Origin of the sequence: Picrophilus oshimae DSM 9789 (assembly GCF_900176435.1) — an archaeon.
Taxonomy (GTDB): domain Archaea; phylum Thermoplasmatota; class Thermoplasmata; order Thermoplasmatales; family Thermoplasmataceae; genus Picrophilus; species Picrophilus oshimae.
The window spans coordinates 152,658-178,189 of sequence record NZ_FWYE01000001.1 but is presented as its reverse complement, the minus strand read 5'-3'; the positions used below and the strand labels follow the sequence as shown (position 1 = coordinate 178,189).

The following is a 25,532-nucleotide window of genomic DNA, read 5'->3' as shown; positions in this document are numbered from 1 at the left end:
ATGTCATTGACGGCTTCAATTAAAGAAAAAATTAAGAGGTATCCAGAGGTACCAGGACTTGCTGCGCTCGTGATCATCTACCTATTCTTATCGAACTTCTTTGCATGGAATCTTGCATTTGCAAAGGACTATTTAAACTTCTCAGGAGGTAGTGATCCGTATTTTAATTATGAGATTATACAGTATATATTACAGTACAAGGCGCAGCTGGTTCACACAAATATGTTAGATTATCCTATAGGCACGTTCAATTACAGGCCGCCATTCTTCCACTGGGTGATAGTATTCTCGGCGTATGTTTTATCACCGATATTCGGGCTTCACCTTGCAGGATACTATTCATTCATGGAGTTTGACGCCGTATTCGGTGCCATGTTAATAATTCCAGTTTATTTAATAACAAAGGAGATATTTGGCAAAAAGGCTGCATTGTTTGCCGCACTGCTGTACACATTAATGCCAAGCAATTTAACGGCAGGAATAATAACAGACGGCAGAATGCACACGCCAGAGCTTTTGTTCGTCTTCTTAACAGTTTACTTCTTTGAGATGGCAATCTCAAAGGCAAGGAAAACACAGATAATATCAAATTTCTATGATTTCAGGTCATATTTAGGCTCAATAAAAGCATACTTCAATGAGAACCGTGTTGCCACAATTTATGGAATATTATCCGGGGTATCACTTGGCGCCCTGATAGTTGCATGGCAGGGATATCCTTACATAGAGGCAATAGTTTTAATTTACGTTGTTGTACAGCTTTTGTATAATCTCTTCATGAAGAGGCCAACAGGTTACCTAACATACTTCACAACATTAATGATATTATTCTCATTCCCGATTGGATATTATTACTACGATATTACAAAGATGTTAATGCCATGGTACTATCCGCCATTGCTGATGGGTGTCTTAATAATAGGCTTTGGAATATTAATAAATCTAATAGCAAAGAAACCATGGATAATAACAATACCAATAATGGCAGTGATCGTCGCCGTTGCCATTATAGCACTAGATAAGATAGACCCGAGCATTCTAAGGGAAATTGTATCCGGAGATGGCTATTTTATAAAGACCAGGGTCTATAGCACAATAGCAGAGGCGGCAGCACCTCCACTTGGATTTTACATAGCAGGTTTTGGCCCGGGTGCATTCCTCCTTGGAATAGCCGGCGTTCCATATATAATATACAGATTCCTTAAAAACAGAAGGGATCTATTCTTATTGGTAACGGTATTTTCATTGGTATCTATATACATGAGTTTTGAGGCTGCAAGGTTCAATATAACAGCAGCGCCTGCATATGCAATACTTGGCGGCGGCCTAATAATGTACTTTGCAGATTTAATAAAGACATCAGATATAAAGAAGAGGATATCATACAACTCATTAAAGCGCAATCTTAAGGGAAATATTAAATGGACACACGTTGCCTTTGCGGTTATAATAGTTATAGCAATTATAGTTCCTTCAGGCATGGGTGCAATATCAGCAGCAGTGCCTGTTAACAATGCAAGTGCCGTTAACAACCAGTTAATATCATCAATACCGACTCCATTGAGGCCAAATGACACATCAATACTTGGTGATTATGATTTTGCAATAGATAATTCATCACAGCCTCTGGCAGAGTCATTCGCATGGCTTGCAACACAGAATACAAATGTGCCTCCGCAGGACAGGCCTGCATACGTTTCATGGTGGGATTACGGCTTCCAGGAGGCAGAGGAGGGGAAGCATCCAACCGTGGCAGATGACTTCCAGCAGGGATACGTCACTGCAGGTGATGTTCTGCTGGCACAGAATGAGAGCCAGATCCTTGGGGTATTCATATCAAGGGTCTTCCAGGCTCCTGGTGTTGTTGTAAATGGGCATTTCAATAATAAGGTAACGTTAATACTTGATAAATACCTAGGTGCAAATGAAACATTACTCCTTGAGAAGATGTACAATGATCCTGAGAAATATAAAAATCTTGTTCTAAATGAGCCAAGCATCTATGGAAACCATTCAAAGGCAATATTAAACAATGTTTACAGTGCAAAGAGCTCTGTTTACCATGCATTGATAATGGGACAGCTATCAACGAAGTACTCACTGCCAACATTGATAAACCTTTACTCAGCCCTGGAAAATGCAACAGGTGTGAACATAGCATACATAGGCGTTGATCATGGCCTGTTCCCATTCTCAGGATCTGATCCTGGAATATTCTATGCACCGGCCTATCTTACATACACACCAAGCTATACTGCATTTGGTGAGGTGGTTCCAACCGAGTACTATGACATATTTGCAGAAACAAGCAATGGTTCAATATATCCATTAAATGAAACACCAGCAACGGCAACAATAACAGGCTATCAGATAGTTTACACATCGCAGTTCTATAACACAACAATATACAGAACAGTAGTTGGATATCCACCAGAGGCTGTAAATGAAACAAATGGTGTTCCAGGCATATCATATGGAACGGACTACACACCAATGCCAGCATTCAACATGAGCAACTTTGAACTTGTTTATTACGGTTCATTATGGAATCCATACAAGGATTACTCCGCACATCCAAGTGCCTGGAGGATAATACCGATACAGCAGGCATACACCTATGAACAGGAGAATAAGGGAACAACAGTACTATTACCACCAAGCAGCGAGGTTCTCCAGGATGAGGATCCAATAATAGAGTACTTCCCGGGGGCAAACATAACCGGAAGATTAACGCTTCCTAACGGCCAGCCGGTTGCCGGTGCCTATGTAACAATATATGATCAGTATGGAATACCCCATGAATACACAAGAACAAACAGTGATGGCTATTACAATCTAACAGGACTTCCTGGAAATGACACAATAGTATTCAGCACAGGCAAATTTAACAATCTTTTGCTCGGTGGCACAAACGAGCTCGGTTCAAAGAACATAACAATATCATATGACCAGGCAGAGAGATTACCAATGTACAACGCAACAACAGGAAGGCCGATATATGATATAACGGTTAATTACACATTAAATAAAAGCCATGTAAGCGGAACGATCTCGCTTGAGAATCATACAGTGCCATATGGAACGATATATTTCTATAACAGCACATACAATGCATTGTTCAAGGCAAGGATCATTGACGGAGAATACATATTAAATGATCTGCCACCGTACCTATACAATGTCAGCGTAAATTACAATGGATACAGCTATTACAATGTAACACAGGTAAACATAACAGACGGCTACAATGGTGTTAACAATATAAATATCGTATATGATACATTAAATGTAACTGTTAATAGAAACGGTCCTTTAAGCGGCTACAATGTTATGGTAAGTTCCGGATCATACTTTAAATCAAAGACAACATCATACAATGGGACTGTATCATTTGAATTAATACCAGGAAAATACAATATAAAAGCTGTAAAGGGCCCATCAATAATCAATGAAACATTAACAATAAATGCATGGAACGAATCAAGATCAGTTACATTAAGCCCGGGGCTGGAATACTATATATCTGGTTCAGCACCAAAAAATGCAAGCATAGAAATATTAAAGGACGGCTCATTTGATCACGTTATAAATGTAACATCAAATAGGACATATAATGTTTCACTGCCACCCGCAGTCTATACAATATATTATAACAATTCCGGCCAGGCATTTGCAAAAACTGTTAACCTAACATCAAATATGAATGTAAACATAGTGCCTGTGGCCGCATATAAATTAAATATATCATCAAAGATAGAAAACCATGATAACTATACAGGTTACTATTCAATAATTGGAAATGACATATATATAAAGAATAATTACTCAAATTCATCTAAATACAATATAAGCCTTCCGGCAGGGGAATACTATATATCAGGCATAGGCAAATATGTTGGTGCAGCGATGTTCAACTATTCAAGGATAGACCTGACATCAAATATGAGCATTAAACTGAATTTAACCTACAAATATAACAGCACGCTGCTGTTAACATCAAATAATGATGTTAATCAGGAGGTTGAGTACGGAATAGCAGTGGTGTACTACAATGGAAACCCGGTAACATTCAACGACGTTTCATCAAGCAGGACATATTTAGGCTATCCTGGAAACAATTCATACGTAAAGGTAATGGCTCCATACCTCTCAGGAAGGATGGTTCTATTAAATAATACAAGTATTGTATATTCAATGAAGCAGATAACATTCCCGCTGAATGTTTATATATACAACGGCACCATGCCAGTTCACGGGGATGTTATATTAACATCATCAAATAATACGTACAATGTAACATTAAAGAATGGCTCCGCATCATTTAACGTTGCAGCTGGCGTTTACCATGTTGGTGTTTACAGCAATGAATCCTATGTTAGTCTATTAAACACATCACTTGTAATACCATACGATAACAGCTTCACAAGCAACTCTGAGCTACACTTTGCAATAAAATCTAATGTTACATTAAATGCATTCAAAAACGGCTCAAGGGTAAACATAGATTACCTGGCACCAGGAACATACACATTATATGCCCAGAAGAACAATGAAAGCTACATGTCAAGCGTTTATGTAAATTCAAACCTGACAATAAAACCGGTCTTTGTAAAATCATATAAATTATCATTAAACAATACATTGAACACAACGTTAACATATTATATATCAAGAAACAACGAAACAATAAGCACATCAAAATCTCTTTATCTTCCGGAGGGCAACTACACGGTAAGCATTAACAATGATAAATACGTAAACTCAACAGGTGCATATATTACAATGGGTATCTTAAAAGTCGATCTTAACAATAATAAAAATATAACAATGCCTGTAAAAACCATTGAGGTAAAGAGTGTGCTATCAGGTGTTGATTATTACAACACGACCAGGATAGCAAAGTCCATAGTTTACATATATAAGGACGGAAAGCTTGTTGGAACAGAGATAGCAAACTCGAACGGTAGCTTCAAATTTGCAGGAGCGCCTGGCAACTATACAATATACATATTGTCACCATCGATGAAGTACGCATACATGTCAACATTTGAATTGAATCCATTTAAAAACACAAGCTACAGTGCATACCTTGTTAACGCATACGATCTCTATGTATTTACATACCTCGATAATAAAACAATATATAACAATGTAAACATCACAGAGAACAATGCATACATAAATGTAAATTCATCAAAGCAGATCTATGTCCTTCCACAGGGAAAATACAATGTATCATCGAATTTAACATCAGAGCATTTAAGCAGCACAAACATAACTATAAATGTAACATACTCCGCATCACAGTCATTGTTCTTGAACAAAACACAGTACGTTAATTTGTATCTAACAAAGATAAACGTCTATGATTATCAACTAAAGCAGATAAATAATGTAAAGAATGTAACTGTAGATGAAAATGTTACTTACAGGGTTAGGCTGACAAACCTTGGAAACACAAACAGTACATTATATCTTTACTCAGGAAATTCAACCTGGGCAATGAGGTTTAGTGATAATAACTTCACACTGGCGCCTGGAATGAACAAAACAATAGATATAAACGTAACAGTTCCAGAGAATGCACCGGCAGGAACAAACTATGTACCGGTGAATGTAAACTATACATCAGGAAACATGACTGCCGGATACCTTGAGTTCAACGTTTCAAAGCACTATGGCTTCAGGCTCCTAATAGGAAGCACACTGGTTAACACAATAGCAAACGGCAATGTGACCTTAATGCCAGTGACAATATCAAATACTGGAAACACTCCGATAAATGTTACATTGAATATAACGAATAATAATACATTATTTAGCATAGATGAATGGCATGCGTACATAATATACAATGGAAAGTATGTAAGAAATATTACAGTGCCATATAATTCAAATGTAACATTTTATGTTAAGCTTGTGCCGGTAACATCACATCCAGATCCTGATATAACTGTGAACGTCGAATCATATTATAATAATATATACCAGAATGAATCACTTAAACCTGTATTCCAGAACGTAACTGTAAGCGTTACCGGCAGGGGGAACAACGTTATTGTAAACTACGATAAGGATCCATACACAACAATATACTATGGCGTAATGATAATACTAATAGCATTAATAGTTGGTCTTGCAGTATCGACTTATAGATCAAGGAAGAAAAGGTGAAATTTAAATGAATTATAAGGTATTTTTTATATTAATACCATTGATACTTTCGATTGCGGTGCCGGTGAATCATGATTCTTACAACAGTACTGGCACCAATTTAAACGCCACTGTTAGCATCCCGGGCATTGTCTATGAGGGTGAGAACTTCACCCTTTATATAAACGGTACAGAGCCCGGTCTTTCAAATTATACATTTGCACTGTACATTGCCGGGGATAATCTTACAGGCATCACAACGTATTACCATGGATTTTCAAGATCAAATGGGAACTTCAGTGAAAGGATAACAGCACCGGATATAATAGAAAATCTTTACTTTATGTTCTATGAATATGCATATGACAACAAAACAAATCAGAATTACACATATGAAAGGACATACACGGTATCTGTTCAAAAGCCAATAGTTCTAAGTGCAACAATAAAGAATGTAAATAAAACACCTGTTAACAACGTAACAGTTTACTTTTATCTTGATGGAACCATGGTCGGAAGCACACTGGTCAAGGAAATAAACGCAAATTCAAATTACACCGCAAATATAACGGTACCATCATCCATTGTACCCCATGGTGAGAACACCCTCTCAATAAGGACAAACTCCGTAGAACTTGGCATTGCAGGCCAGGATTCGGTCAAATTCTACTATGGAAAGCCGCCCAACTATGACTGGATATATTACATAGCAGGCATAGCAATAGTCTTTGCAGCAATTTTAATAATATCCTCTGGCAGAAGGACAAGGCTAAAGGTTCCAAAGTGGAAGAGAAATAAAGGCAAAAAGAAATAATTATAAAATCACTTTATTACGCTTTTTAATGTTATAAATTCCTTTTCATAAACGTTCTTCCTGCTGAATTTTTCAGGAACTCTTGTGCAGTCATAGTGATCCTCTATTAGTGATATTCTTGCAGCCGAGAGTGCATTATCATGGATTTTATGGGGTGTGCTTGTATTTTTTTCATTGACAATGATAATTGGCGCTATGCCCTTTATCTCCTTTATTATTAATTCCCTGTTTGGTTTATCACCATTTCCTATTTTTATTAATATATTTTCATAGATATAACCATTTATAATATCGCTTAAAAGATCCCTAATCTTATCAATTGATGGGCATTCAAAGGCCTCCATTAATATATTATCTGCCATTACTGCTATTCCGGGTCTTGGACCTGGATCTATGCCTATTATAACCCTGTAGAATCTCTCGCCTGCCACAAGGTATGATAATGACATCCTTATTGCCTGCATGGAATTCTCTGCCTTAATCTGTCTTGGTATATCAAAGTCATCCTTTCTTGAGCTTAAAACAACGGTCACATCATCAGGCACATTCAGACTGGCAAGGCTTACAAATGGCAGCCTCCATCTTTTTAAGTCCTTTACCACATCATGGTAGAATTTGAAATCTGTGGTATAAACTCCAATTCGAACCATCTAATATATAAATTATATTATTGCTTAAATGTTTTTTGTTTTTAAAAATGAAAATTATTTATTTCTGGATAGGTACATTGCTGAAATTAGTATTATACCTGCAACAATACCAATCAACGCACCGTATGTATAAGAGTAAACGGCACTTACACTGTAAAGTGCACCCATTATAATATTTGCCGCAAAGAACCCAATTGATCTCGATGCGGATAATATACCCTGTGAAGAACCCTGTGTCCTGGCAAGCCTTGATATTATGGAAGGTTCATATGTTTCAACAAAGCCAAAGGCAACAGCAAGGATTATTGCAGATGTATAAAATCCGGCTATGCCCATTCTGTATATTATCGATAGAACAAAGCCAAATGTACCAAGGCCGTAAAGTATGTATCCAAAGATGCTAAGTGATAAAGCCTCATTCCTTGATTTGAATCTGCTTAACAGAAAGCCTGTTAATGAAGAGAATCCAAGAAATATACCGTATATTGCAACACCAGTGGCTATTCTTAAATATAAACCATAGTGTGTTGATTCGGACACCGTTATTATTGGAAAGCCCATGCTGTATGAACTGAATCCAAAGAAGGCTGTTGCTATTATTATACCATTAAATATGTTCTTTTTGGATATTTTTTCCCTTTTTACAGGCCTTCCAAGCCTCAATGGTATTATTATCAGTGTCGATATTATTAAAGGAATAATTGAATATAAGAACAGTATTTTATATGGAAACCTTTCCAGAACAAGTATTATTAAAATAACTATTGAAAAAAGACCGCCACCAACATCAAGGCCATGAAGTATGCCGAAGCTCCTGGTTCTTTTTTCATCTTCAGTGTTCTCGGCCAGGTACGCCCTCCTTGCCGGGGATCTTAAATTTCTCATCCACCAGCCTGCAGAGAACAGTGATATGGATAGAACAGGTATTAATGTAAATGCAGTAAACGATAACAGCGGTATCAATGAATTACCAAGAATCCAGGTTTTTTTGCTTCCATAGATATCTGATAATCTACCACCAATATAAGAGAATAATGATCCAAGGCCATATATAAAAGCCTCAACAATACCAAATTCAAGAAAATTGAGTTTCAACGCAAAGATCAAAAACACCGGTAGAATGGCCATGGCCCCCTGGTATCCCAGATCTGCAAAGAAGGCAGAGAAGCCCACGTAGTAAGGTAATCTGTCATCCATTTTTGAGTGATATTATAATTTTATTTAATTTTTTTTAAATAACTGATATATGGAAAACGATGTGGAACATGTAACCGATTAAGAATGTTACAAGTGCCGCCCCAAGGGCAAGCATTGACGCTCTTATCGCATTTTTTATTATTGCTATTCCCATTGATAATGATATTATTGAATTTGATATCCCCTGTGCCATGGCAACAAGAAAAACTGATAACATAATTGCATAGTATTTATAAAGGAAGACAAAGGGCAATATCGGTATAACAGCACCTATTACATAGGATATGGCCGTGGCAAGTGCTGAGCTGTTTGCCTCCTTTTTATACTCATCTATCCTTTTGGATTCGTTTTTTATGTTAAAAATGTTGATCTTCTTTATCCTTGTTATCTTATAATCCGATTCGGTTTTCTGTGATAAATAGGCGCCAAGTGTCATGCTGAACGTTCCAGATATTCCTATCACAACGCCGCTCAGGGCTATTAAAATATGATTATCTATTATTGCTGTAAGCCCTGCCAGTGCGGCAAGAACCTCAACAAGGCCATCGCTCATGCCATACAAAAAATCACGGCTTCTATCAATTTTCTGTGCACTTCTGTCTATATCACTTTCAAAGATGTCCTCATGCTGCATCTCCTCTGTTATAAGCTCCCTTAATCCTTTAATATTCCCATTGCTTGATTCCATGTAGTTCTTGTATTTTATTATCGATGAGTACTCACCATGCTCAAGCAGATTTATTGTTAATGATCTGCCTATAAAAAGTATTATAATCTTCAAAAAAATTATTTTTAGCCGCCTTGGAGTTACATTCTTTGTTTCTATACCCTCGCTTTCCAGGCTCTTTCTCCAGAATTCAGAGTGTTTTCTCTCTATTTTTGAAAGTTTTATCATTGTTTCCCTCATATCATTGAATCTATTTGAAAGGTAGATGTAAAATGTCATATCTGTTAATTCATCCCTTAGAAAACTTAAACGCATTTTTTGATCGTAATTCATTATAAGTTAATTATTATTGTTATATAAATATTAAAAAAATTATGTTCACTTAACCTAATTATCGAAAAATGAAGAAAAAATACGAGATTCTTTTAGAAAAATATATAATATTATTTCTATTTAATATATCATGGAAGCTTTGAAAGGTATAAATATAAAGGTTGAACCCCCTGGACCAATAGCAAAAAAGATTATAGAAATGGATGAAAAATATCTCGCAAGGAGCACAAAATCACTGCCAATTGTTGCAAAACGTGGCTATAATTCATACATAGAGGATGTTGATGGAAACGTTTTCCTGGATTTTACAACAGGTATAAGCACAACAAACATAGGATACATGAATAAGAACGTCCTTGATGCCGTTGAGGAACAGCTTCATCAGCTCTGGCACTTTGCAGGAACTGACTTTTATTACGAGGCACAGGTGAACGCCGCAAAGGCATTAGGCGAGGTTACCCCTGGCAATTTTAACAAAAAGGTGTTTTTTGCAAACAGCGGTGCTGAAAGCAATGAGGCATCATTAAAGGTTGCAAAGAATTATACAAAGAAGAGGCAGTTCATAGGCTTTATCGGTGCATTTCATGGCAGGACAATGGGTGCACTTGCATTTACAGCATCAAAACCGGTGCAGCATTCAATGTATTTTCCTGAAATGCCTGGCGTTGTCCATGTGCCATATCCAAATCCTTACAGGAATCCATTTAACATAGATGGATATGAAAACCCTGACGAGCTTGTTAACAGAACCATTGATTTCATAGAAAAGTACACACTTGAAACATATCTGCCTGCAGACGATGTTGCGGCAATAATGGTTGAACCAATACAGGGCGAGGGCGGATACATAGTACCACCTGAGAACTTTCACAGGGAACTGATAAAGCTTGCGCATGAAAACAACATACTTTTAATAATGGATGAGGTTCAGACTGGCTTTGGCAGAACAGGATACTTCTTTGCATCGGAATACTTTAAGGTTGAGCCTGATATAATATCTGTTGCAAAGTCTATAGCATCTGGAATACCAATGGGTGCATCAATATTCAATGAAAAATTCGACTTTGATAAGGAGGGATTACATTCAAACACCTTTGGCGGGAATTTGCTTGCATCAGTGGCCTGCACTGCCACAATAAATGAAATAAAGGAAAAGAAGATGCTTGAAAATTCAAGAAAGATGGGAAAATACCTTAACAAGAGGTTAAACGAACTAAAGGACAAATACGAGGAGATCGGTGATGTACGTGGTCTTGGATTAATGCAGGCCATTGATTTTGTGAATGACAGGTCAAGGAGGGACTTTAATGTAGGGCTCAGGGACAGGGTTATAGAAAGATCATTCAAAAACGGTCTTTTACTTCTCGGTGCTGGTGAGAGCGCAATAAGGCTGATACCACCATTGATAATAACAGAGGAAGAGATTGATAATGCAATGGAGATCATTGATGAATCAATAAACAGGGAGCTTAAATAATATTATTTAGATATGAAACAAGTTTAAGCAGTGGCAGGCCAGAACTCCACTGCAGTATAAAATTACCATTTTTTGTAACCTCCTGCTTTGGGAGAATATTATAAAGACCGGAAAGATTTCCTTTATATTCAACATCGCTTTTTATTGTGAAAAAATGCCAGGGATCACCGGATGCCTTTTTTAACCTGTATGCATATGTTATAAACAATCCGGATTTAAGGCATTTGTTATGAAGCCTAAGGGCCTGTTCCTGCTTTGTGCCGGAGTTCTCACTGAAGATTAATTTATCTCTCTCTGAAGATTTCACCTCTATAACCATTGAGTAATCATCACGGATTGCAACAAGATCCGCACCAAGGGAGCCAGCAGCCCTTGTAACATAGAATGGCCTCTCAATAAGCGATGATAAAACGTATTTATAATATGGATCCCTGCTTCTGGAGATCCTTTCTATGGATCTTTCATCACCTGATAGTATATTTAAAAGCTCCCTTTCGTAGATGCTGCCGTTCATGGACTTATATTTTAAGAGTGGCTTTAATCCTTTCCTTTGTCTCTGCAAGCCTTTTAAGCCTTTCGGCGCTTCTTATTTCACCTTCCTTATACCTTTTCATCTCCTCATCGTTTTCCGGCTCAATCTGGTTTATCTCAACAGGCTTTCCATCGCCGTCTATTGCAACATATGTAAAGAATGCCTGGGTTGTTATCTTTTTATCTCCTGTTATTGCATTTTCTGAAAAAACATCTATCTCGATCTCCATTGTAGATCTTGTTGTGTATGTAACGAATGATCTTATTGTAACGATATCTCCAAGTCTTATCGGTGATATAAAAAACAGGCTGTCTATGCTTCCTGTTACTATGTTTTTCCTTGAATGCTTGTATGCGGTTATGCTTGCTATATTATCCATCCATCCCACAAGCCTGCCACCATAAAGTGCATTTACAACGTTTGTATCCTCAGGAAGGACAAGTCTACTAATCTCAACCATTGAATCCTTTACCTTCATAAATCTTGTATAATAATATTGCTTAAAAAAATAATTAAATGATAAAAATTAATTTAAAACATCAGGGCTAAAAATATATATCAAAAAACAATAATGGCTATGTGGATAGGTGGCAGAGAGGTCATGCGTGGGACTGCAGATCCCATTTACTAGGGTTCAAATCCCTACCTATCCTTTATCAGGATTTATAATTATTATCCATTACAAACCTGGTAAATTTATATATGGACCCTGGCACATCAGGCTCTGAAATCAAAATTCTGTTCAACATTTAACAGCACCTTGGTAAATCAATAACATTTAAATCATCCGGGGCCGTTTCAGGAAAGGGTCTATTTTTATATATTAAATTTTATGTAAGTTTTGTTGTGTTTATTAAAAATAAATTTTCTATTTTTGTTGATAATCAATGAGGAAATCCATCATTGATAATATTATTTACTGTTATGAGCTGCAGTTAATTTTATCCAGATATATATTTAGTAAATAATAAATACTGAAGTTTAAATATAAATATATAATTCTATAATTCGATTTTAACATGTTTGGGAATAACATTGACAGAGATAAATTTCTTGAGTATGCATACACAAAGGATATTATGAAGATTACAGGACCACCATGCGACTGGTTAAAAACATACAACCTAAAATCCTGGGGTTTCAGGCGTTATGATAAAACCGAGAGGGCCTATGCATCATTTAAAAAAGGCGATATCTTTGTATTCCACTCAATGAAACAGGAATATTTGCCTGCTGATCCGGGCGTAAAAACAGGTATAATAGGTATCGGAATCCTTTCATGCAAAAAAATAATTGATAATGAGCCATATGACGGTGCATTCACGCCAGAGGGTTACAGGCCGCTAAAGATCTATTTTTTAGATGTCTGGTTCTTTGGCGACACAGATAAAATTATAAATGAAAGCATAGCAGAAAAGAAAAAGAAGGGCATTGGCTATATTATGAAAGATATATACAACCTTACAAAAAACATAATATCATTCTCTGAAATGCGTGAAAACGACTGTGTAATATCCACACAGGGGGCAGTTTCAAAAATTTCCCCTGAAAAATCTAAAAGATTGTTAAAAATCATAGCCGGCAGGCTGCATTGAGCAAAACGATCATGTCCAGGGATTAATTTTTAATGGATAGAAATTCTTTTAATAATTTTATAATCTATCAATGGTGATTCCTTCTATTTAAAAACATTGAGTATGGCGTTACCGGAAAGGATATAACATAAAGTAAATGATCATAGTTCTGATCCTCATCGCTATCAACATCCTCCATGAATTTTCTGTGAATATCATAATATCTTGAAGCCATCTCCTTTGAAATGGATGAAAATGACATTGTAATAAACCTGTTTTTTATCTCTTCATGATAGCGTTTCATATCATCTGTATCTGCCATTGCAACCTGGCCTGCGATCATTGATATTACTGCAGAGGCAGTTGTAAGAAATGATACCATGAAATCCCTGAGCCTTTCATCATTCATATTTGATATGGCATTTATGATGTCCTTGGATCTTACACTTGAAAAGAGCTTCTCATTTATATTATAGTATTTTTCAACGTAATTTTTATTTGTTTCGACCCTGTCCTGGATTAGTACATTATCTCGCAGCATGCCCTTAATTATCTGGTAAAGGTTGGATCTGCTCGTCTTTATAACCTTTGATAGCTGTGTTACAGTCATTGGACCGTTGTTTATTATCAATGTTATTATCATAAGCCTGGTTTTGTTTGAGAAATTATTTAAAAGAACATCAATGTTTTTTATTAAACCGTCCATGGCACCATATTTTTATATATGATAATAATCTACGTATAAGTGATAATTTTAAACTAATGATATTAAACTCATCCTTTTCCAGGCTTGGCCTTTCTGCATATAATCTCGTAATCATCTGGGTAATACTTGATATTACAAGAAGCCCGGTTCTGGCAGGTTTATCAGACAGCATGATGACACTCCCATTGATGCTAAGCATAATAGTTGGATCATTTGTTGATAGAACGATGATAAAAAAGGAGCTTGCAATGGCCGCAATGATTATTAGAATATCCCTGATATTAATAATATCTTCATTATATTATAATGTTGATGCTTACATCGTTTTATCTATATTTATATCAACCTTCATGCTTGGTTTTACATCAGACATCGTTGACTCTGTAAGGGCTTCATGGACAAAGGCATTCCTGGGTGAAGCGCAGTATAAATCAGGATTATCACTTATGTCATTTTCATCCATGTTTGGGGAGGGGCTTGGTTTTGTAATATCCGGCATAATAATAGCACTTGGTGATATTAAATCATTTATAATAATTAACATAATATTTATTGCGTCGTTGATACCTGTTATAATTATAAAACATACAGGGTACGGTGGTACCGGGTCAATAAATGAATACATTAAGAATGGAATAAAATTTGTTGTTAATGATAAAAGGATAAAAGAAATTATATTAATAGGTCTAATAGTGAATTTTATACTTGGAATGTTTGGAATACTTTTTATATCAATGATACAGGTGGGTTTTGGACTCCCTGCAATTTATGTTTCAATAGTTTTTGGATTATTCATATTTGGTGTTTCAATAGGATCATTTACAGGCCAGAAAATTAAAGGTAACATTGGAGTAATAAGTGTTATTATCTTTGCTGTTATAGCATCGGCACTCTTTATTATATCAATATTGAACAATATTATTTTCGATGTATTTCCAGTCCTCATTGCCGGCATTTCAATAGGGATCGAAAACGTTGCAATTAACACATCATTGATAAGGATAATACCAATAAATATGATGTCAAGAATCCAGGGGAATTTTAATACATTTACAATAGCAGTTACGGCACTATCAAGCGTAATAGGCGGTCTGCTTTACGATTATTCTGGTTTCCGTTCTTTTATGATTTTAAGCATACCAATGTTTATAATGGCAATTTTAATAAAATTTCTTAAGAATTTCTCTGGCATGGAATATTAAATAATTTATTGTTTTTAAATATAAATCATTCCCCTGCAAGCTCATCTATGCTCCTTTTCTCTGTATTCACCATTCCCGGGGACTTAAAGTTCAGAACAATAATTGTTATTACATCTAAAAGTATCATGAATCCAAAGATTGTGTAAAGCACCGGTAAACCGTAAACTGAGATTAAATAAGGTGTGTAAAGTCCAAAGAATGCAACCTCAATTCTAAGTGAAAACCAGATTAAACCCTGGCCACTTGCCCTTATGCTAACCGGTAGATGCACTGTTGAGTATAATCTATTTATTATATCAAAGCCAAGACCAAGACCAACTGCAAGAAGAATGGCCGTGAATATCAATAGATATATACTATGGTAAACAAACCTGCTGCCAAGCATGTACATGCCTGCTGCGTAGATCGATCCACTTATTATATAGGTTTTTACCCTGCCTATAAGATCAACAATGTATCTAAACACAAAGACTGATAGCAATGTAATTATGAATATCATGGCCTCAAGCTCATAAGACTGTGCAAGTGAGAGACCAAGTAACCTGAATATATAAGGATAGAACTCACCATTTGTTGATTCAGGTATTCCGCACATCATGTATAATAGAAATGCAAGCAGCATGTACCTTCCATAGTTATTAAATAGTTCCCTGTAAGCATGCCTTTTATAGCTCTTTATATTTTTTTCATTGCTGCCAACCATGTTTGCCGTGCTTATTAATTCCTTTTCATTATTGTTTAATGCATTGTACCTTGGCGATTCAGGTAGCTGTTTCCTAAGGAACCAGACAAAGAATGCTATAATACCAAAAAAGGCCCACTCTATCCTGAAAAGAAGCATGCCATAGGGAACCAGAAGAACTGCAAGCAGCGTTCCTATAATACCTCCAAGGAACCATAGTATGTATGTAAATGAAAAAAGACTGCCACGTTTATCCTTTGGTGCAAATTCTATTAACAAAGACCATGAATTTGGCACATCTCCACCAACACCGAAGCCAACCATAAAGAAGAATACCATTGCCCAGTAGAGATTAAACGTTATTGAAAGCATTATTGCAGCTATTCCGTATATTATTGCATCAAATGAATAAATATGCTTCCTTCCAAACTTGTCGCCAAGCCTGCTTACGCTTATTGCACCGGCTGCTGTTCCGAGAAGCGTTAAAAATGCCGGTATTCCCTGCTCAAAAGAATTCAAATGAAGGTAAGGTATTAATGGTATCAATGTTATTCCTGTTATCCCGAACATTGCACCATCAAGAAAATCACCAAGCGTTGTTATTACTGTCCATTTCAAATGCAATGATGACGTTCTTGCATTATCTATGTCATCTATTACATTACCTATAGTATAAAATATTAAAATCATACTTAAAAATTTTTATTATTTAAATACTTTTTTAAATATACATAAATAATTTTTGATCCATGCATATTAAAACAATGTCAATAATATTAAAAAAATAAATATTAATTTAATAATATGTTAAATAAATACATTTTTAATTTAACATATTTTAGAATAAACGGTGACAAAAAAATCTTTTATATTAAATAGATATGTCGAAATAGACAGGTGTTAAAATGAAAATAAAGTATTTTATTCCTGCAGTAATCGTTTTAATGCTTCTGGCATCTGCCGTGCCAGTGGTTCATAATAACCAGCCGGCAGTTTCGAACAGCAGTTCTTTGATAACGGTAACAGGTACCCACTGGTATTCCCCGGAATCAGATAAGTTGGTCTCTCCTGGAATGAACAATGTACCATTGTTTGTGAACTTTACCTCGGTAAAGACAGTTGATAATCTTAATGTTACACTGAATTTAAAGTACTTTAAGGACTCTCCATTTTCATGCAGCTACATAAATGGTCCTGACAAAATGGTAAAAAACAATGTTTCATACAAAATATTCCAGGCAGGAGAACCCGGTCTAATATACCAGTTCGTTAACATAAGCCCTGTGGCAGGTACTGGATACTACGAGGAGGCACTTGTTTATAATTACACGATCAACGGAACCTTTTACAGTGGCAACACAACATTTATAATACCATTACTTGGCAATGTCAGGCTTTCAGTGCTGACATCATACTTCGGCGAGGCATCAGAACATATAAACGGAACCCCTGGAATGAAAAATATACCATTAACGGTAATTCTTGAAAACCTTGGCAATATGCCAGTTTCAAACATTACTGTTATGTATAAGCCTTCAAATCCATTAACAGGTTATAAACAGTATGAGAATATATCTGCATTGAATTCATTTGGTGTTGTCAATTTAACATTCATTGCATCAATAAAGAATGTTAATGATTCATTTTACAGGCAGAACCTAACACTTTACTACAATGGTGCATGTCATAACACCAGCTTTATGGTTCCGGTTACGGGTTATTCAAACATATCACTTGTAAGCTATTACTCAAATCCTCCTGTAATATATCAGAACGAAAAATTCATAAAAATGACGTTTGTTCTTGAGAATTCCGGTAATTCATTTAAAAAGGATTTAAACGTTTCATTATATTCAAAATACTTTAAGGTCGTATCACCAGACTATTATCATTTAAAATACTTTGAGCCCGGGGTAATAAACGTTACATTTTATGTCAATGCAATGAACATAACAGGATATCATAAGGTATATCTAAGTATAGATTCAATGAACTATACAATAAATGAAAGAATACACTCAAGCGGTTACAATGACCTTAAGATAAGCTCAGGAACAGTTAAATTACTATCAAATACAAAGAAGCAGCTCATGACATTTTATTTAAACAATACTGGAAACAAAACATTCCGTGATGTTGAAATTCATTTACTTACGCCCAGTGTGATTTCAATACACGTATCATCATCAAATCCACTTAGCGCACTCGATGTAAACAATGTTACATTTTCAGAGATCAGGCCTGGCCAGTCAATAAAGGTTACATTTATAGTTGACACAAGCCCTGCTGTAGCGAACGGAACCTATCCATCACAGATTCTAGTTACCTGGCATTTTAACAACACACAGGAATTATTTACAAAAACATACAATTTCAATGCAAAGATATCACCAACAATATCGCAGAAGGTTGTAAAGACATTTACAGATCCACTGTACATAATTATAATCGTTCTGATCGTAATAGTTCTGATACTTATTGGAATCGTGGCAGCAAGATCCAGGAAGGGCAAAAAGGAATCAAAAAGTGAAAATAAAAAAGAATAAATTTAATTAAAATATTTTTAAATGATTTTTATGATAAATTTAAGGGGTTACCAGCTCAGAATATTATATTATCTCAGCCTTCAGGATATGACCGGATATTCATTATCAAAATTATTAATTAATGAATCAACGGGTAGGAACATTTCAAACGGGACACTAATACCTGCCTTAAATAAATTGATATCCATGGGTTTAATAGAATTCGAGATAAACGGCAGAAAAAAGGTTTATAAAATAACAGAACGTGGCAGGGAATACATAGAAAATCTCAAATCTTTAAGTCTTGAAATAAAATCAAACGTTATAAAAAACTCTTTAAGTGAGGATGCCCCATTCCTAGAGGTTTTATCAAGCCGCGATGATTTTTATATATTAAAAGATGTTGTAGACAATCACATAGACATAATAATAAACATTATAAGAATCATTTTTAGGTTAAAGAAAAACAGGATTCCTGAAGATGACTTTATAAAAAGTATTAATGAATTAATAGACCGTTACAAAAAGATTATCTAAAAATTTTGTATACAGTTATGAAAAGCCCGAGGGCAACCGACGCCGCAAAGGTGAGGAAAGTCCCCCCTCCTGGATGGAATGCGTCCGTCGAAAGGCGGAGTCCCGAGAGGGATGGTAAAGAGAAAAGAAATAAACGGTCCGGGTAAAAGCATGATTCGAAAAGATGACGTTCCCCGGCAGCCGATGAGAACTCTCCCCGCATGGAGCAAGTCTAAGATGGGCCCGTGAGCACCATCCCGAGGCCCAGGTAAGACGCATAGTCGAATGTTGCCAGCCTTAAAGGTGAACAGAAGGGGGCTTACTCCGGGCATTTCATTCCTTTAAGAAATTTTTTATAATAATTGATATTTTTATTAAATGGACTGCCAGGCCTCTGTTTCAATAATAATAAACGATAAAAGTATACTTTTAATAAAAAGGCAGATAAATTTAAATGACCCATGGTCGGGTCACATGGCCCTTCCAGGCGGACATAGATTAAACCATGAAACATGCGAGCAGGCGGCAGTTAGGGAGACTTATGAGGAGGTTGGTTTAAAAATAAAAATAATTGATTTTCTTGGCATTTATGTACCTGGAAATAGAACCGATCTAAACGTTGCCGCATTCATTGCAAGGCCGCTAACATTAAACATAAAGATTGACAATGAGGTCTCTGAATGTTTCTGGGCATCGTACAATGATCTAAAGGAACTCGGCAATACCTATATTATTAAAAACCACGTGGTCTTTGGCATGACATACAGGATTTTAAAGGATTTTTTTATGAATAAATATCATATTTATGATTAATTTAATGGAAGATGCAGGAATTACATAAAAGTTCTAAGAAGAAATATTATATTTTTTATATTAAATGTAAATCTATGTTTTTACTTTTATATATTTATATATTTATGATATATTCATGGCTATTTTTGTATAAATTTTTAAATTTTCATATTAAAAATAATCTATTTCGTTATAAAAGATTATATTTCGCTTATTTCTTTTTTTATGAAAAAAAAGGCTTATATATGAATTAATGATACATCATATGGTGAAAAAATGCCAAAACCATACGTTGCCATAAATATTGTAGAAATGCTGAATAATGAAACAACAATGAACATGTTCCAGCAGGTCGGTCCAAAGGTCTGCATGGTTACAGCACGCCATCCAGGATTTGTTGGATTCCAGAACCATGTGCAGTTCGGTGTTATACCTCTTGGAACAAGATACGGCGGTGCAAGCATGGATATGACAAAAATGAGCACAATGAATGTTTACCAGTACACAATGTGGAAGAATATAAAGGATCATGAGGACATGCACAGGGAGAACTTCTCATCAATATTCAGATTATGCTCATCATGCCTGAGCCAGGTTGTATATGGACCATGGGAGCCATTATTCGAAATAGTCGATGCAGACATGCCATTGAACACAGATATGATGGATTTCACTGTAATGTTTGGAAAGAAGTTTGCAGCAGGAGACCCAAGTGGTGTACCGCCAATATCACAGCCATATGGCAGGAGGACAATAGCTCTTTCAGAGCACACAGTTAAGAAGGGAATGGAAAAGGACTTTGAGTCAAACATAGTTGAGGTTATGAAGGACTTTAGCAATGCACCAGGATTCCTTGGATACATGATATTAAAGGAAGTCGGTGTATCTGCTGTTGGAAGCTTCCAGCTGAAATCACAGGGTATACACGAGGCACTTGAATCAAACGGCGAGGTACCGCAGCACCAGGAGGGAGCATTCTCATACGAGGAGGCAAGGCCAACACCACCAGAATACTTTGTCCACATGGAATGGGCAACACCACAGGATGCACAGTTCGGAATAGCAAGGGTTTTATTCAAGCACGAGACAAGGGTTTTACACGACAAGGTTCTTGATACATTGATAAAAGGACCATACATAAGATTATTAAACCCAATGATGGAAGGCACAAGCTGGAGAGAGTACCTAAACCAGTAAATTTATTTTTTTTCTATAAAATTTCCAATTTTCATGCCTGTTAAAAACAGTGCTAGGTAAAGTGGAACTTTATTTTCGCCTGCATTTAAAGAAAATTTTTCATTCATCATTGTTATCACATAATCGCTGTTTAAATAAACATGCTCATATTTATCTTTAAAAACCTCTGGAACTGCCGAGCTTAATGGATCAAAATCATCAAGTTCATTAATATTTACAGGCGTAACCGCCAAACCGGTTTTGCCATGAAGACTTCCAGGGAATCTTATCAAACGATGGATATCTGTGGTTACAGGTTCATCAATCTCTGCGGAATATTTATCCTTAAAATCATTTAATATATTGTTCAGGACATCCAAATCCCTTTTTGAAACAATCTTAAATTTTTCATAATTATTTTCCCTCATTATATCAATCTTTTTTTTACCATCTTTATAAACATCCAGGGATTTATAGTAACTGCCAAAATCACCATTATAAAATCTTTTTAAATAATTCTCATTGCTGTAAATCTCTGAAATATATTCATTGAATCTTTTTACAGGTCCGCTTTCAGGTCTCTCCCTTGATGCTTTTATTATGTTATCAATGGTAAAATCCTCCATTTTTATGTAATTTCCTATCTCACGCCTCGCATCTGAATCAAGGGAGTAAACCCTGTCAGAGACAACATGAACATGGTAACCACGGCCACCTGAAAAGTATAATTTTATGCTGTCATCATCAAATCCAAAGTCGTTTATAAGGTAATTTAAAAGCCTTAAGACGTGCTTTTTTACCTCCAGGAGTATCTCCTCATATGTCATTTTATCTGATCCAGGAATATGATCAGCATCAAGATCAAAGATTAGCTCAGCACCCTCCCAGATCTTTTTTTCCATACGTTTTTCATCAGGTTTAACATAATACGCCGATGAATAGTAAAGATGCCTTGGTGTATTTCTTTTAACAAAGCTTTCTATTTCTCTATGATTCCTGAATGATAAATGCCTTATCATTGTTCCGGAGAATGGTATGTAACCAATCTCCCTTTTTGATATAAGATCAGGCATTATTAGGTGATTTGATCTGTAATACAATGAAAAATAGTTTAAAGATTTATCATATGAAATCATGCATTTATTATATTATCTATTCTTATAAACATTGCCAATATTTTTATATTGATATACGATGTATTTTTATGGAAATTGAAAAATACATGCATGAATTACTGGCCGGGCGTATAATATCATTTAAAAAAAGTGATGATTTAAGTGATTTGATAAAAAGGAAATTTAGAAAAAGCATAGGCCTGCCCTGCGGCCAGATTGCGGATTACAGGGGGAGCATTAATGGTTTTTCAATTCATATAAAGGAATACTATGATAAATATGAAGTGCATCTGGATAAATACGATCCAAGGTATAATCCATTTATGCATCTTATAAAGGATGTACCAAAACCATTTATAATATCGGCAGCCGCAATGATGGATGCCTCGTTTTCTGTTATCCTATCAATGTTTATGATTCTGTCTGGTTATTAACAGTTTTTTATGAAAATATTTAAAGAAAAGTTAATAATTTAAATTGACATTCTTTATGGGAAATATTTATAACACATTTATAATAAAGGAATAGAGGGTGAATACATGCAGCAAGGTCAAATGGCTTATGATAGGGCTATAACCGTGTTCTCTCCTGATGGCAGACTGTTTCAGGTTGAGTACGCAAGGGAGGCCGTAAAAAAAGGTTCGACAGCTCTCGGTATAAAATTCAAGGATGGCGTTGCCTTAATATCAGAAAAAAAGGTAAGGAGCAGACTTGTTGAGAAAACATCACTTGAAAAGATACAATTAATAGATGACAGGGTTGCAGCGGTAACATCAGGCCTTGTTGCCGATGCAAGGGTTTTAATTGATTTTGCCAGGATAAGCGATCAGCAGGAAAAGGTGACATACGGATCATTAATGAACATAGAAAACCTTGTTAAGAGGGTTGCAGATCAGATGCAGCAGTACACACAGTACGGTGGTGTCAGGCCATATGGCGTTTCCATAATATTTGCAGGCCTGGATTCAATTGGACCAAGGTTATTTGATTGCGATCCAGCAGGCACAATAAATGAGTACAAATGTGTTTCAATTGGTGCCGGAAAGGATCAGGTCACGGCATACCTTGAAAAGGAATACAAGGAGAATCTTAGCGAGGATGAGGCAATAAGGATGGGCATTGCAGCCTTAAAATCCGCAGTTGCAGATGAATCATCAATGAAGGAACCTGAAATAGCCTCAATAAAGATGGGTGAGACTTTCCACGTCTTTACATCAGAGGAAGTCTCAAAATATTTGAATTAAAAATATTTTAAAATATATTAACTTTGCATTTTTTGTGAATATTTACATCAGAAATTTATATATACAATTTCATTATTCATAAATATGACTAAGATATCCGATGCAGTCAAGGTAATAGTTGAAAACAATCTTGTATACTCACTTTCTATATCAAGCGGCATGTGCAATTACACAAAGCTTGCACAGGCCATAAAATCAAAGGTTGAAACAATGACCGGCAAGGATGTAAAGGTGAATACAATAGTAAAGGTTCTTGCAGGCATGAAGGAAAATGCAAAGAGCTATGATCAGAGCCTTGACATCTTTAAAAAATCTTCAATGACCATTGAATATAAATACAACAAGGTTTACTGCAATAATATAAGGGAAATCCCTGAGAATTCAATACTTGTAATGAAGGAATCAAACTACTATACATGCATAGCAAACGTAAACGATGAGAAGAGCGATTTTGCATTAATAAAGATACTGCTTCCAAAGGAAAGCGCATTTACACCAGGATTAACACTCCTAATAACTGATTATCTAATGACATATGATATAAAGTTCACAAACATATACAGACTTGATACAGAGATATGGATAATGATTGATAATACAAATGCAGGAAAGGCGCTTTATCATTTAAGCAGCCTCTTCTACTCATAAAAATTTAAAAAATTCTGGGTGCTATTATAACCCAGATCAGTATAAGAAAGACAAGAACACTGGCGCCGTAGTATATTCTGTTAACATTTTTTTCATCCTTGAGGAACCTGAACCTTCTGGAACCTATTGTTAAACTATCCTTGAAGAACTGGCCGCCATCAAGTATTGATAGTGGCAGGGCATTTGTTATACCAAGCAGAAAGTCTATCCAGAAAAGCCAGTAAAGCACGTTTGCAATCCCAAAGAATATATAAGGATCAAAAGGCGATTTAAAAAGATGCGTCATTGATGCCGGTATTGGTGAAAGCCCTAATAAAGGAAGGCCTATCTCATCAAAGAAACCCGGCCCAAACAAATAACCGCCAAAGACAAGTTTGTGTATATAATTTATCGGCTCGTATCCAAGACCGGAGTATCCTATCTCAACACCGATAAAACTCTGATTTTTGTATGCATTCGAATTCTGTATAGGATCTGCCTTTGCATAATATGAATATGTTGACACCGTTCTCATTGTGTATGTCTTTGTTATATGGCTTGCGGGGTAAAAAACAGTCATATTTATTAAAGATCCAGGTCTTATATGATCCAGAACGTTTCCAAGGGTATTGACATTGTATATTGTTTTATTGTCTATTGACATTATTATTGAATCCGGTTTAACACCGGCCTTTTCACTTGGATAGCCTGAGATTAAATTCTCTATGTAAACACCTGCGTATATGCTTTCATTGTATACATTTTTACCATTGTATATCTCGGCATGTGCAATGGTTCCTGGCTTTATCATTGATGTATACTCTATGTTGCATAGCATTGATCCAGTGTAATTATTAATACCTATGATTTCGGTTCCGGTTGGTATACTGGATACCGCGGAATCCTCTATATAAATTCCATTGTGCACCGGCGCGGATGCAGGCATCATAACAAATATTAGAAGCACTATGCATATAACAGCTATGACTATGTTTATACCCGGTCCTGCGGCAAAGATTCTCCTTCTTATTACCGGATCTGCCTTTGTGACCTCATCCTCATCCGGTTCAACGAAGGCGCCAACAGGCACTATAAAGAACAGTGCACCGACGCTGTTAACCTTGATGCCATGGCGTCTTGCAACGATACCGTGGAACATCTCATGTATAACAACGGCGAATACAAGGGCAAATATACCGTAGCCTATTGGTATGTACGGATTTATACCGGGTATTGCAAGATATAAATTAAGTGCGGGTGCCCTTGATGGAGGTATAAAAAAGGCAAGATACGATTCATAAAGAAGCATACCAAGGGCCGATATTGCACCAAGAATAACAATAACAACAGAAATCCTTGAAAAAATCTTTCCAGGAAAATGTTTTGATATCCAGTCGATAATTCCAAAATTTTTTGTGGATTTTACCATGAGGGCGGGGCCAAGCAGTGAAAAATACTTTGATTTTCTTATTGATGGGGCCAGCCCTATGATTATAATTATCCATGCGAATACTACCAGTGCAGCTATTAAATAACCGTTCATCTAGATC

21 protein-coding genes, 1 tRNA gene and 1 other RNA gene are annotated in these 25,532 nt (G+C 35.9%); 14 read left to right on the top strand and 9 right to left on the bottom strand.

Translation table 11 applies throughout. The features are described 5' to 3' along the window. Together B8780_RS00960 and B8780_RS00955 are read left to right on the top strand one after the other, a co-directional pair. The gene (locus tag B8780_RS00960) at window positions 1–6,174 is read left to right on the top strand and encodes a carboxypeptidase regulatory-like domain-containing protein (protein ID WP_084272349.1); all 6,174 of its coding nucleotides are present in this window, start codon (window positions 1–3) and stop codon (window positions 6,172–6,174) included. Between the two features lie 7 nt (window positions 6,175–6,181). Further along, a complete protein-coding gene (locus B8780_RS00955; protein ID WP_153274194.1) occupies window positions 6,182–6,967 on the top strand; it encodes a CARDB domain-containing protein in 786 nt (261 codons plus the stop codon). An 8-nt stretch (window positions 6,968–6,975) separates the two neighbouring features. Here B8780_RS00955 and B8780_RS00950 read toward each other — a convergent pair whose 3' ends face one another. From B8780_RS00950 to B8780_RS00940, 3 genes are read right to left on the bottom strand one after another with little or no spacing between them, the layout of a single operon-like run. Further along, entirely contained in the window at window positions 6,976–7,617 is a 642-nt protein-coding gene (locus tag B8780_RS00950) for a hypothetical protein (RefSeq protein ID WP_011177589.1), read from the bottom strand. Window positions 7,618–7,671: 54 nt separating this feature from the next. After that, a complete protein-coding gene (locus B8780_RS00945; RefSeq protein WP_084272347.1) occupies window positions 7,672–8,814 on the bottom strand; it encodes an MFS transporter in 1,143 nt (380 codons plus the stop codon). A gap of 34 nt (window positions 8,815–8,848) precedes the next feature. Beyond that, on the bottom strand, window positions 8,849–9,814 hold the full coding sequence (locus B8780_RS00940) for a VIT1/CCC1 transporter family protein (RefSeq protein WP_084272346.1): 966 nt from the start codon (window positions 9,812–9,814) through the stop codon (window positions 8,849–8,851). A gap of 130 nt (window positions 9,815–9,944) precedes the next feature. On the opposite strand from B8780_RS00940, the gene B8780_RS00935 reads away from it, so the two are divergent. Further along, window positions 9,945–11,291, top strand: coding sequence for an acetyl ornithine aminotransferase family protein (locus B8780_RS00935; RefSeq protein WP_084272345.1), 1,347 nt, complete (start codon window positions 9,945–9,947; stop codon window positions 11,289–11,291). On the opposite strand, the gene B8780_RS00930 is transcribed toward B8780_RS00935, so the two are convergent. After that, a complete protein-coding gene (locus B8780_RS00930) occupies window positions 11,284–11,805 on the bottom strand; it encodes a PDDEXK family nuclease (protein ID WP_084272344.1) in 522 nt (173 codons plus the stop codon). The genes B8780_RS00935 and B8780_RS00930 overlap by 8 nt on opposite strands. A gap of 4 nt (window positions 11,806–11,809) precedes the next feature. Next, window positions 11,810–12,301, bottom strand: a complete 492-nt coding sequence (locus B8780_RS00925; RefSeq protein WP_084272343.1) for an acyl-CoA thioesterase — start codon at window positions 12,299–12,301, stop codon at window positions 11,810–11,812. Window positions 12,302–12,404: 103 nt separating this feature from the next. Between B8780_RS00925 and B8780_RS00920 the strand changes: the two genes are divergently transcribed. Together B8780_RS00920 and B8780_RS00915 are read left to right on the top strand one after the other, a co-directional pair. Then, window positions 12,405–12,476: transfer RNA gene (locus tag B8780_RS00920), tRNA-Cys, on the top strand. A 366-nt stretch (window positions 12,477–12,842) separates the two neighbouring features. Beyond that, window positions 12,843–13,418, top strand: coding sequence for a hypothetical protein (locus B8780_RS00915; RefSeq protein WP_084272342.1), 576 nt, complete (start codon window positions 12,843–12,845; stop codon window positions 13,416–13,418). Between the two features lie 67 nt (window positions 13,419–13,485). On the opposite strand, the gene B8780_RS00910 is transcribed toward B8780_RS00915, so the two are convergent. Beyond that, window positions 13,486–14,103 (bottom strand): winged helix-turn-helix domain-containing protein, encoded by a 618-nt coding sequence (locus tag B8780_RS00910; RefSeq protein ID WP_084272682.1) that lies wholly within the window; start codon window positions 14,101–14,103, stop codon window positions 13,486–13,488. A gap of 56 nt (window positions 14,104–14,159) precedes the next feature. Here B8780_RS00910 and B8780_RS00905 point away from each other — a divergent pair, with 56 nt between their 5' ends. Continuing rightward, window positions 14,160–15,305: an MFS transporter gene (locus B8780_RS00905; protein WP_236719339.1), complete on the top strand. Its 1,146-nt coding sequence runs from the start codon at window positions 14,160–14,162 to the stop codon at window positions 15,303–15,305. A 25-nt stretch (window positions 15,306–15,330) separates the two neighbouring features. Here the strand turns inward: B8780_RS00905 and B8780_RS00900 are convergent, their stop codons facing one another. Continuing rightward, complete coding sequence (locus B8780_RS00900; RefSeq protein ID WP_084272341.1) at window positions 15,331–16,677, bottom strand: MFS transporter; 1,347 nt, start codon at window positions 16,675–16,677, stop codon at window positions 15,331–15,333. Window positions 16,678–16,892: 215 nt separating this feature from the next. Here B8780_RS00900 and B8780_RS00895 point away from each other — a divergent pair, with 215 nt between their 5' ends. The 5 genes from B8780_RS00895 to sor all read left to right on the top strand — a co-directional run bounded on the left by B8780_RS00895 (window position 16,893) and on the right by sor (window position 21,017). Continuing rightward, window positions 16,893–18,533, top strand: coding sequence for a COG1361 S-layer family protein (locus tag B8780_RS00895; RefSeq protein ID WP_084272340.1), 1,641 nt, complete (start codon window positions 16,893–16,895; stop codon window positions 18,531–18,533). 30 nt (window positions 18,534–18,563) lie between these two features. Further along, window positions 18,564–19,049, top strand: a complete 486-nt coding sequence (locus B8780_RS00890; RefSeq protein ID WP_161939660.1) for a PadR family transcriptional regulator — start codon at window positions 18,564–18,566, stop codon at window positions 19,047–19,049. 20 nt (window positions 19,050–19,069) lie between these two features. Further along, window positions 19,070–19,362, top strand: an RNA gene (gene rnpB / locus B8780_RS00885) — RNase P RNA component. A gap of 44 nt (window positions 19,363–19,406) precedes the next feature. After that, on the top strand, window positions 19,407–19,841 hold the full coding sequence (locus B8780_RS00880) for an NUDIX hydrolase (RefSeq protein ID WP_084272338.1): 435 nt from the start codon (window positions 19,407–19,409) through the stop codon (window positions 19,839–19,841). A 255-nt stretch (window positions 19,842–20,096) separates the two neighbouring features. Further along, a complete protein-coding gene (sor, locus tag B8780_RS00875) occupies window positions 20,097–21,017 on the top strand; it encodes a sulfur oxygenase/reductase (RefSeq protein ID WP_084272337.1) in 921 nt (306 codons plus the stop codon). 2 nt (window positions 21,018–21,019) lie between these two features. Here the strand turns inward: sor and priS are convergent, their stop codons facing one another. Further along, on the bottom strand, window positions 21,020–22,132 hold the full coding sequence (priS, locus tag B8780_RS00870) for a DNA primase small subunit PriS (RefSeq protein WP_084272336.1): 1,113 nt from the start codon (window positions 22,130–22,132) through the stop codon (window positions 21,020–21,022). A 68-nt stretch (window positions 22,133–22,200) separates the two neighbouring features. Between priS and B8780_RS00865 the strand changes: the two genes are divergently transcribed. The 3 genes from B8780_RS00865 (at window position 22,201) to B8780_RS00855 (ending at window position 24,003) form a co-directional block, all read left to right on the top strand. After that, window positions 22,201–22,545 carry a hypothetical protein gene (locus B8780_RS00865; RefSeq protein ID WP_153274193.1) on the top strand — a complete coding sequence of 115 codons (345 nt, stop codon included), beginning with the start codon at window positions 22,201–22,203 and terminating at the stop codon, window positions 22,543–22,545. Between the two features lie 105 nt (window positions 22,546–22,650). Then, window positions 22,651–23,355, top strand: coding sequence for an archaeal proteasome endopeptidase complex subunit alpha (gene psmA / locus B8780_RS00860; RefSeq protein ID WP_011177605.1), 705 nt, complete (start codon window positions 22,651–22,653; stop codon window positions 23,353–23,355). A gap of 84 nt (window positions 23,356–23,439) precedes the next feature. Further along, a complete protein-coding gene (locus B8780_RS00855; protein WP_011177606.1) occupies window positions 23,440–24,003 on the top strand; it encodes a hypothetical protein in 564 nt (187 codons plus the stop codon). Between the two features lie 4 nt (window positions 24,004–24,007). Here B8780_RS00855 and B8780_RS00850 read toward each other — a convergent pair whose 3' ends face one another. Next, a complete protein-coding gene (locus tag B8780_RS00850) occupies window positions 24,008–25,525 on the bottom strand; it encodes a site-2 protease family protein (RefSeq protein ID WP_084272334.1) in 1,518 nt (505 codons plus the stop codon). Window positions 25,526–25,532: the final 7 nt, after the last annotated feature.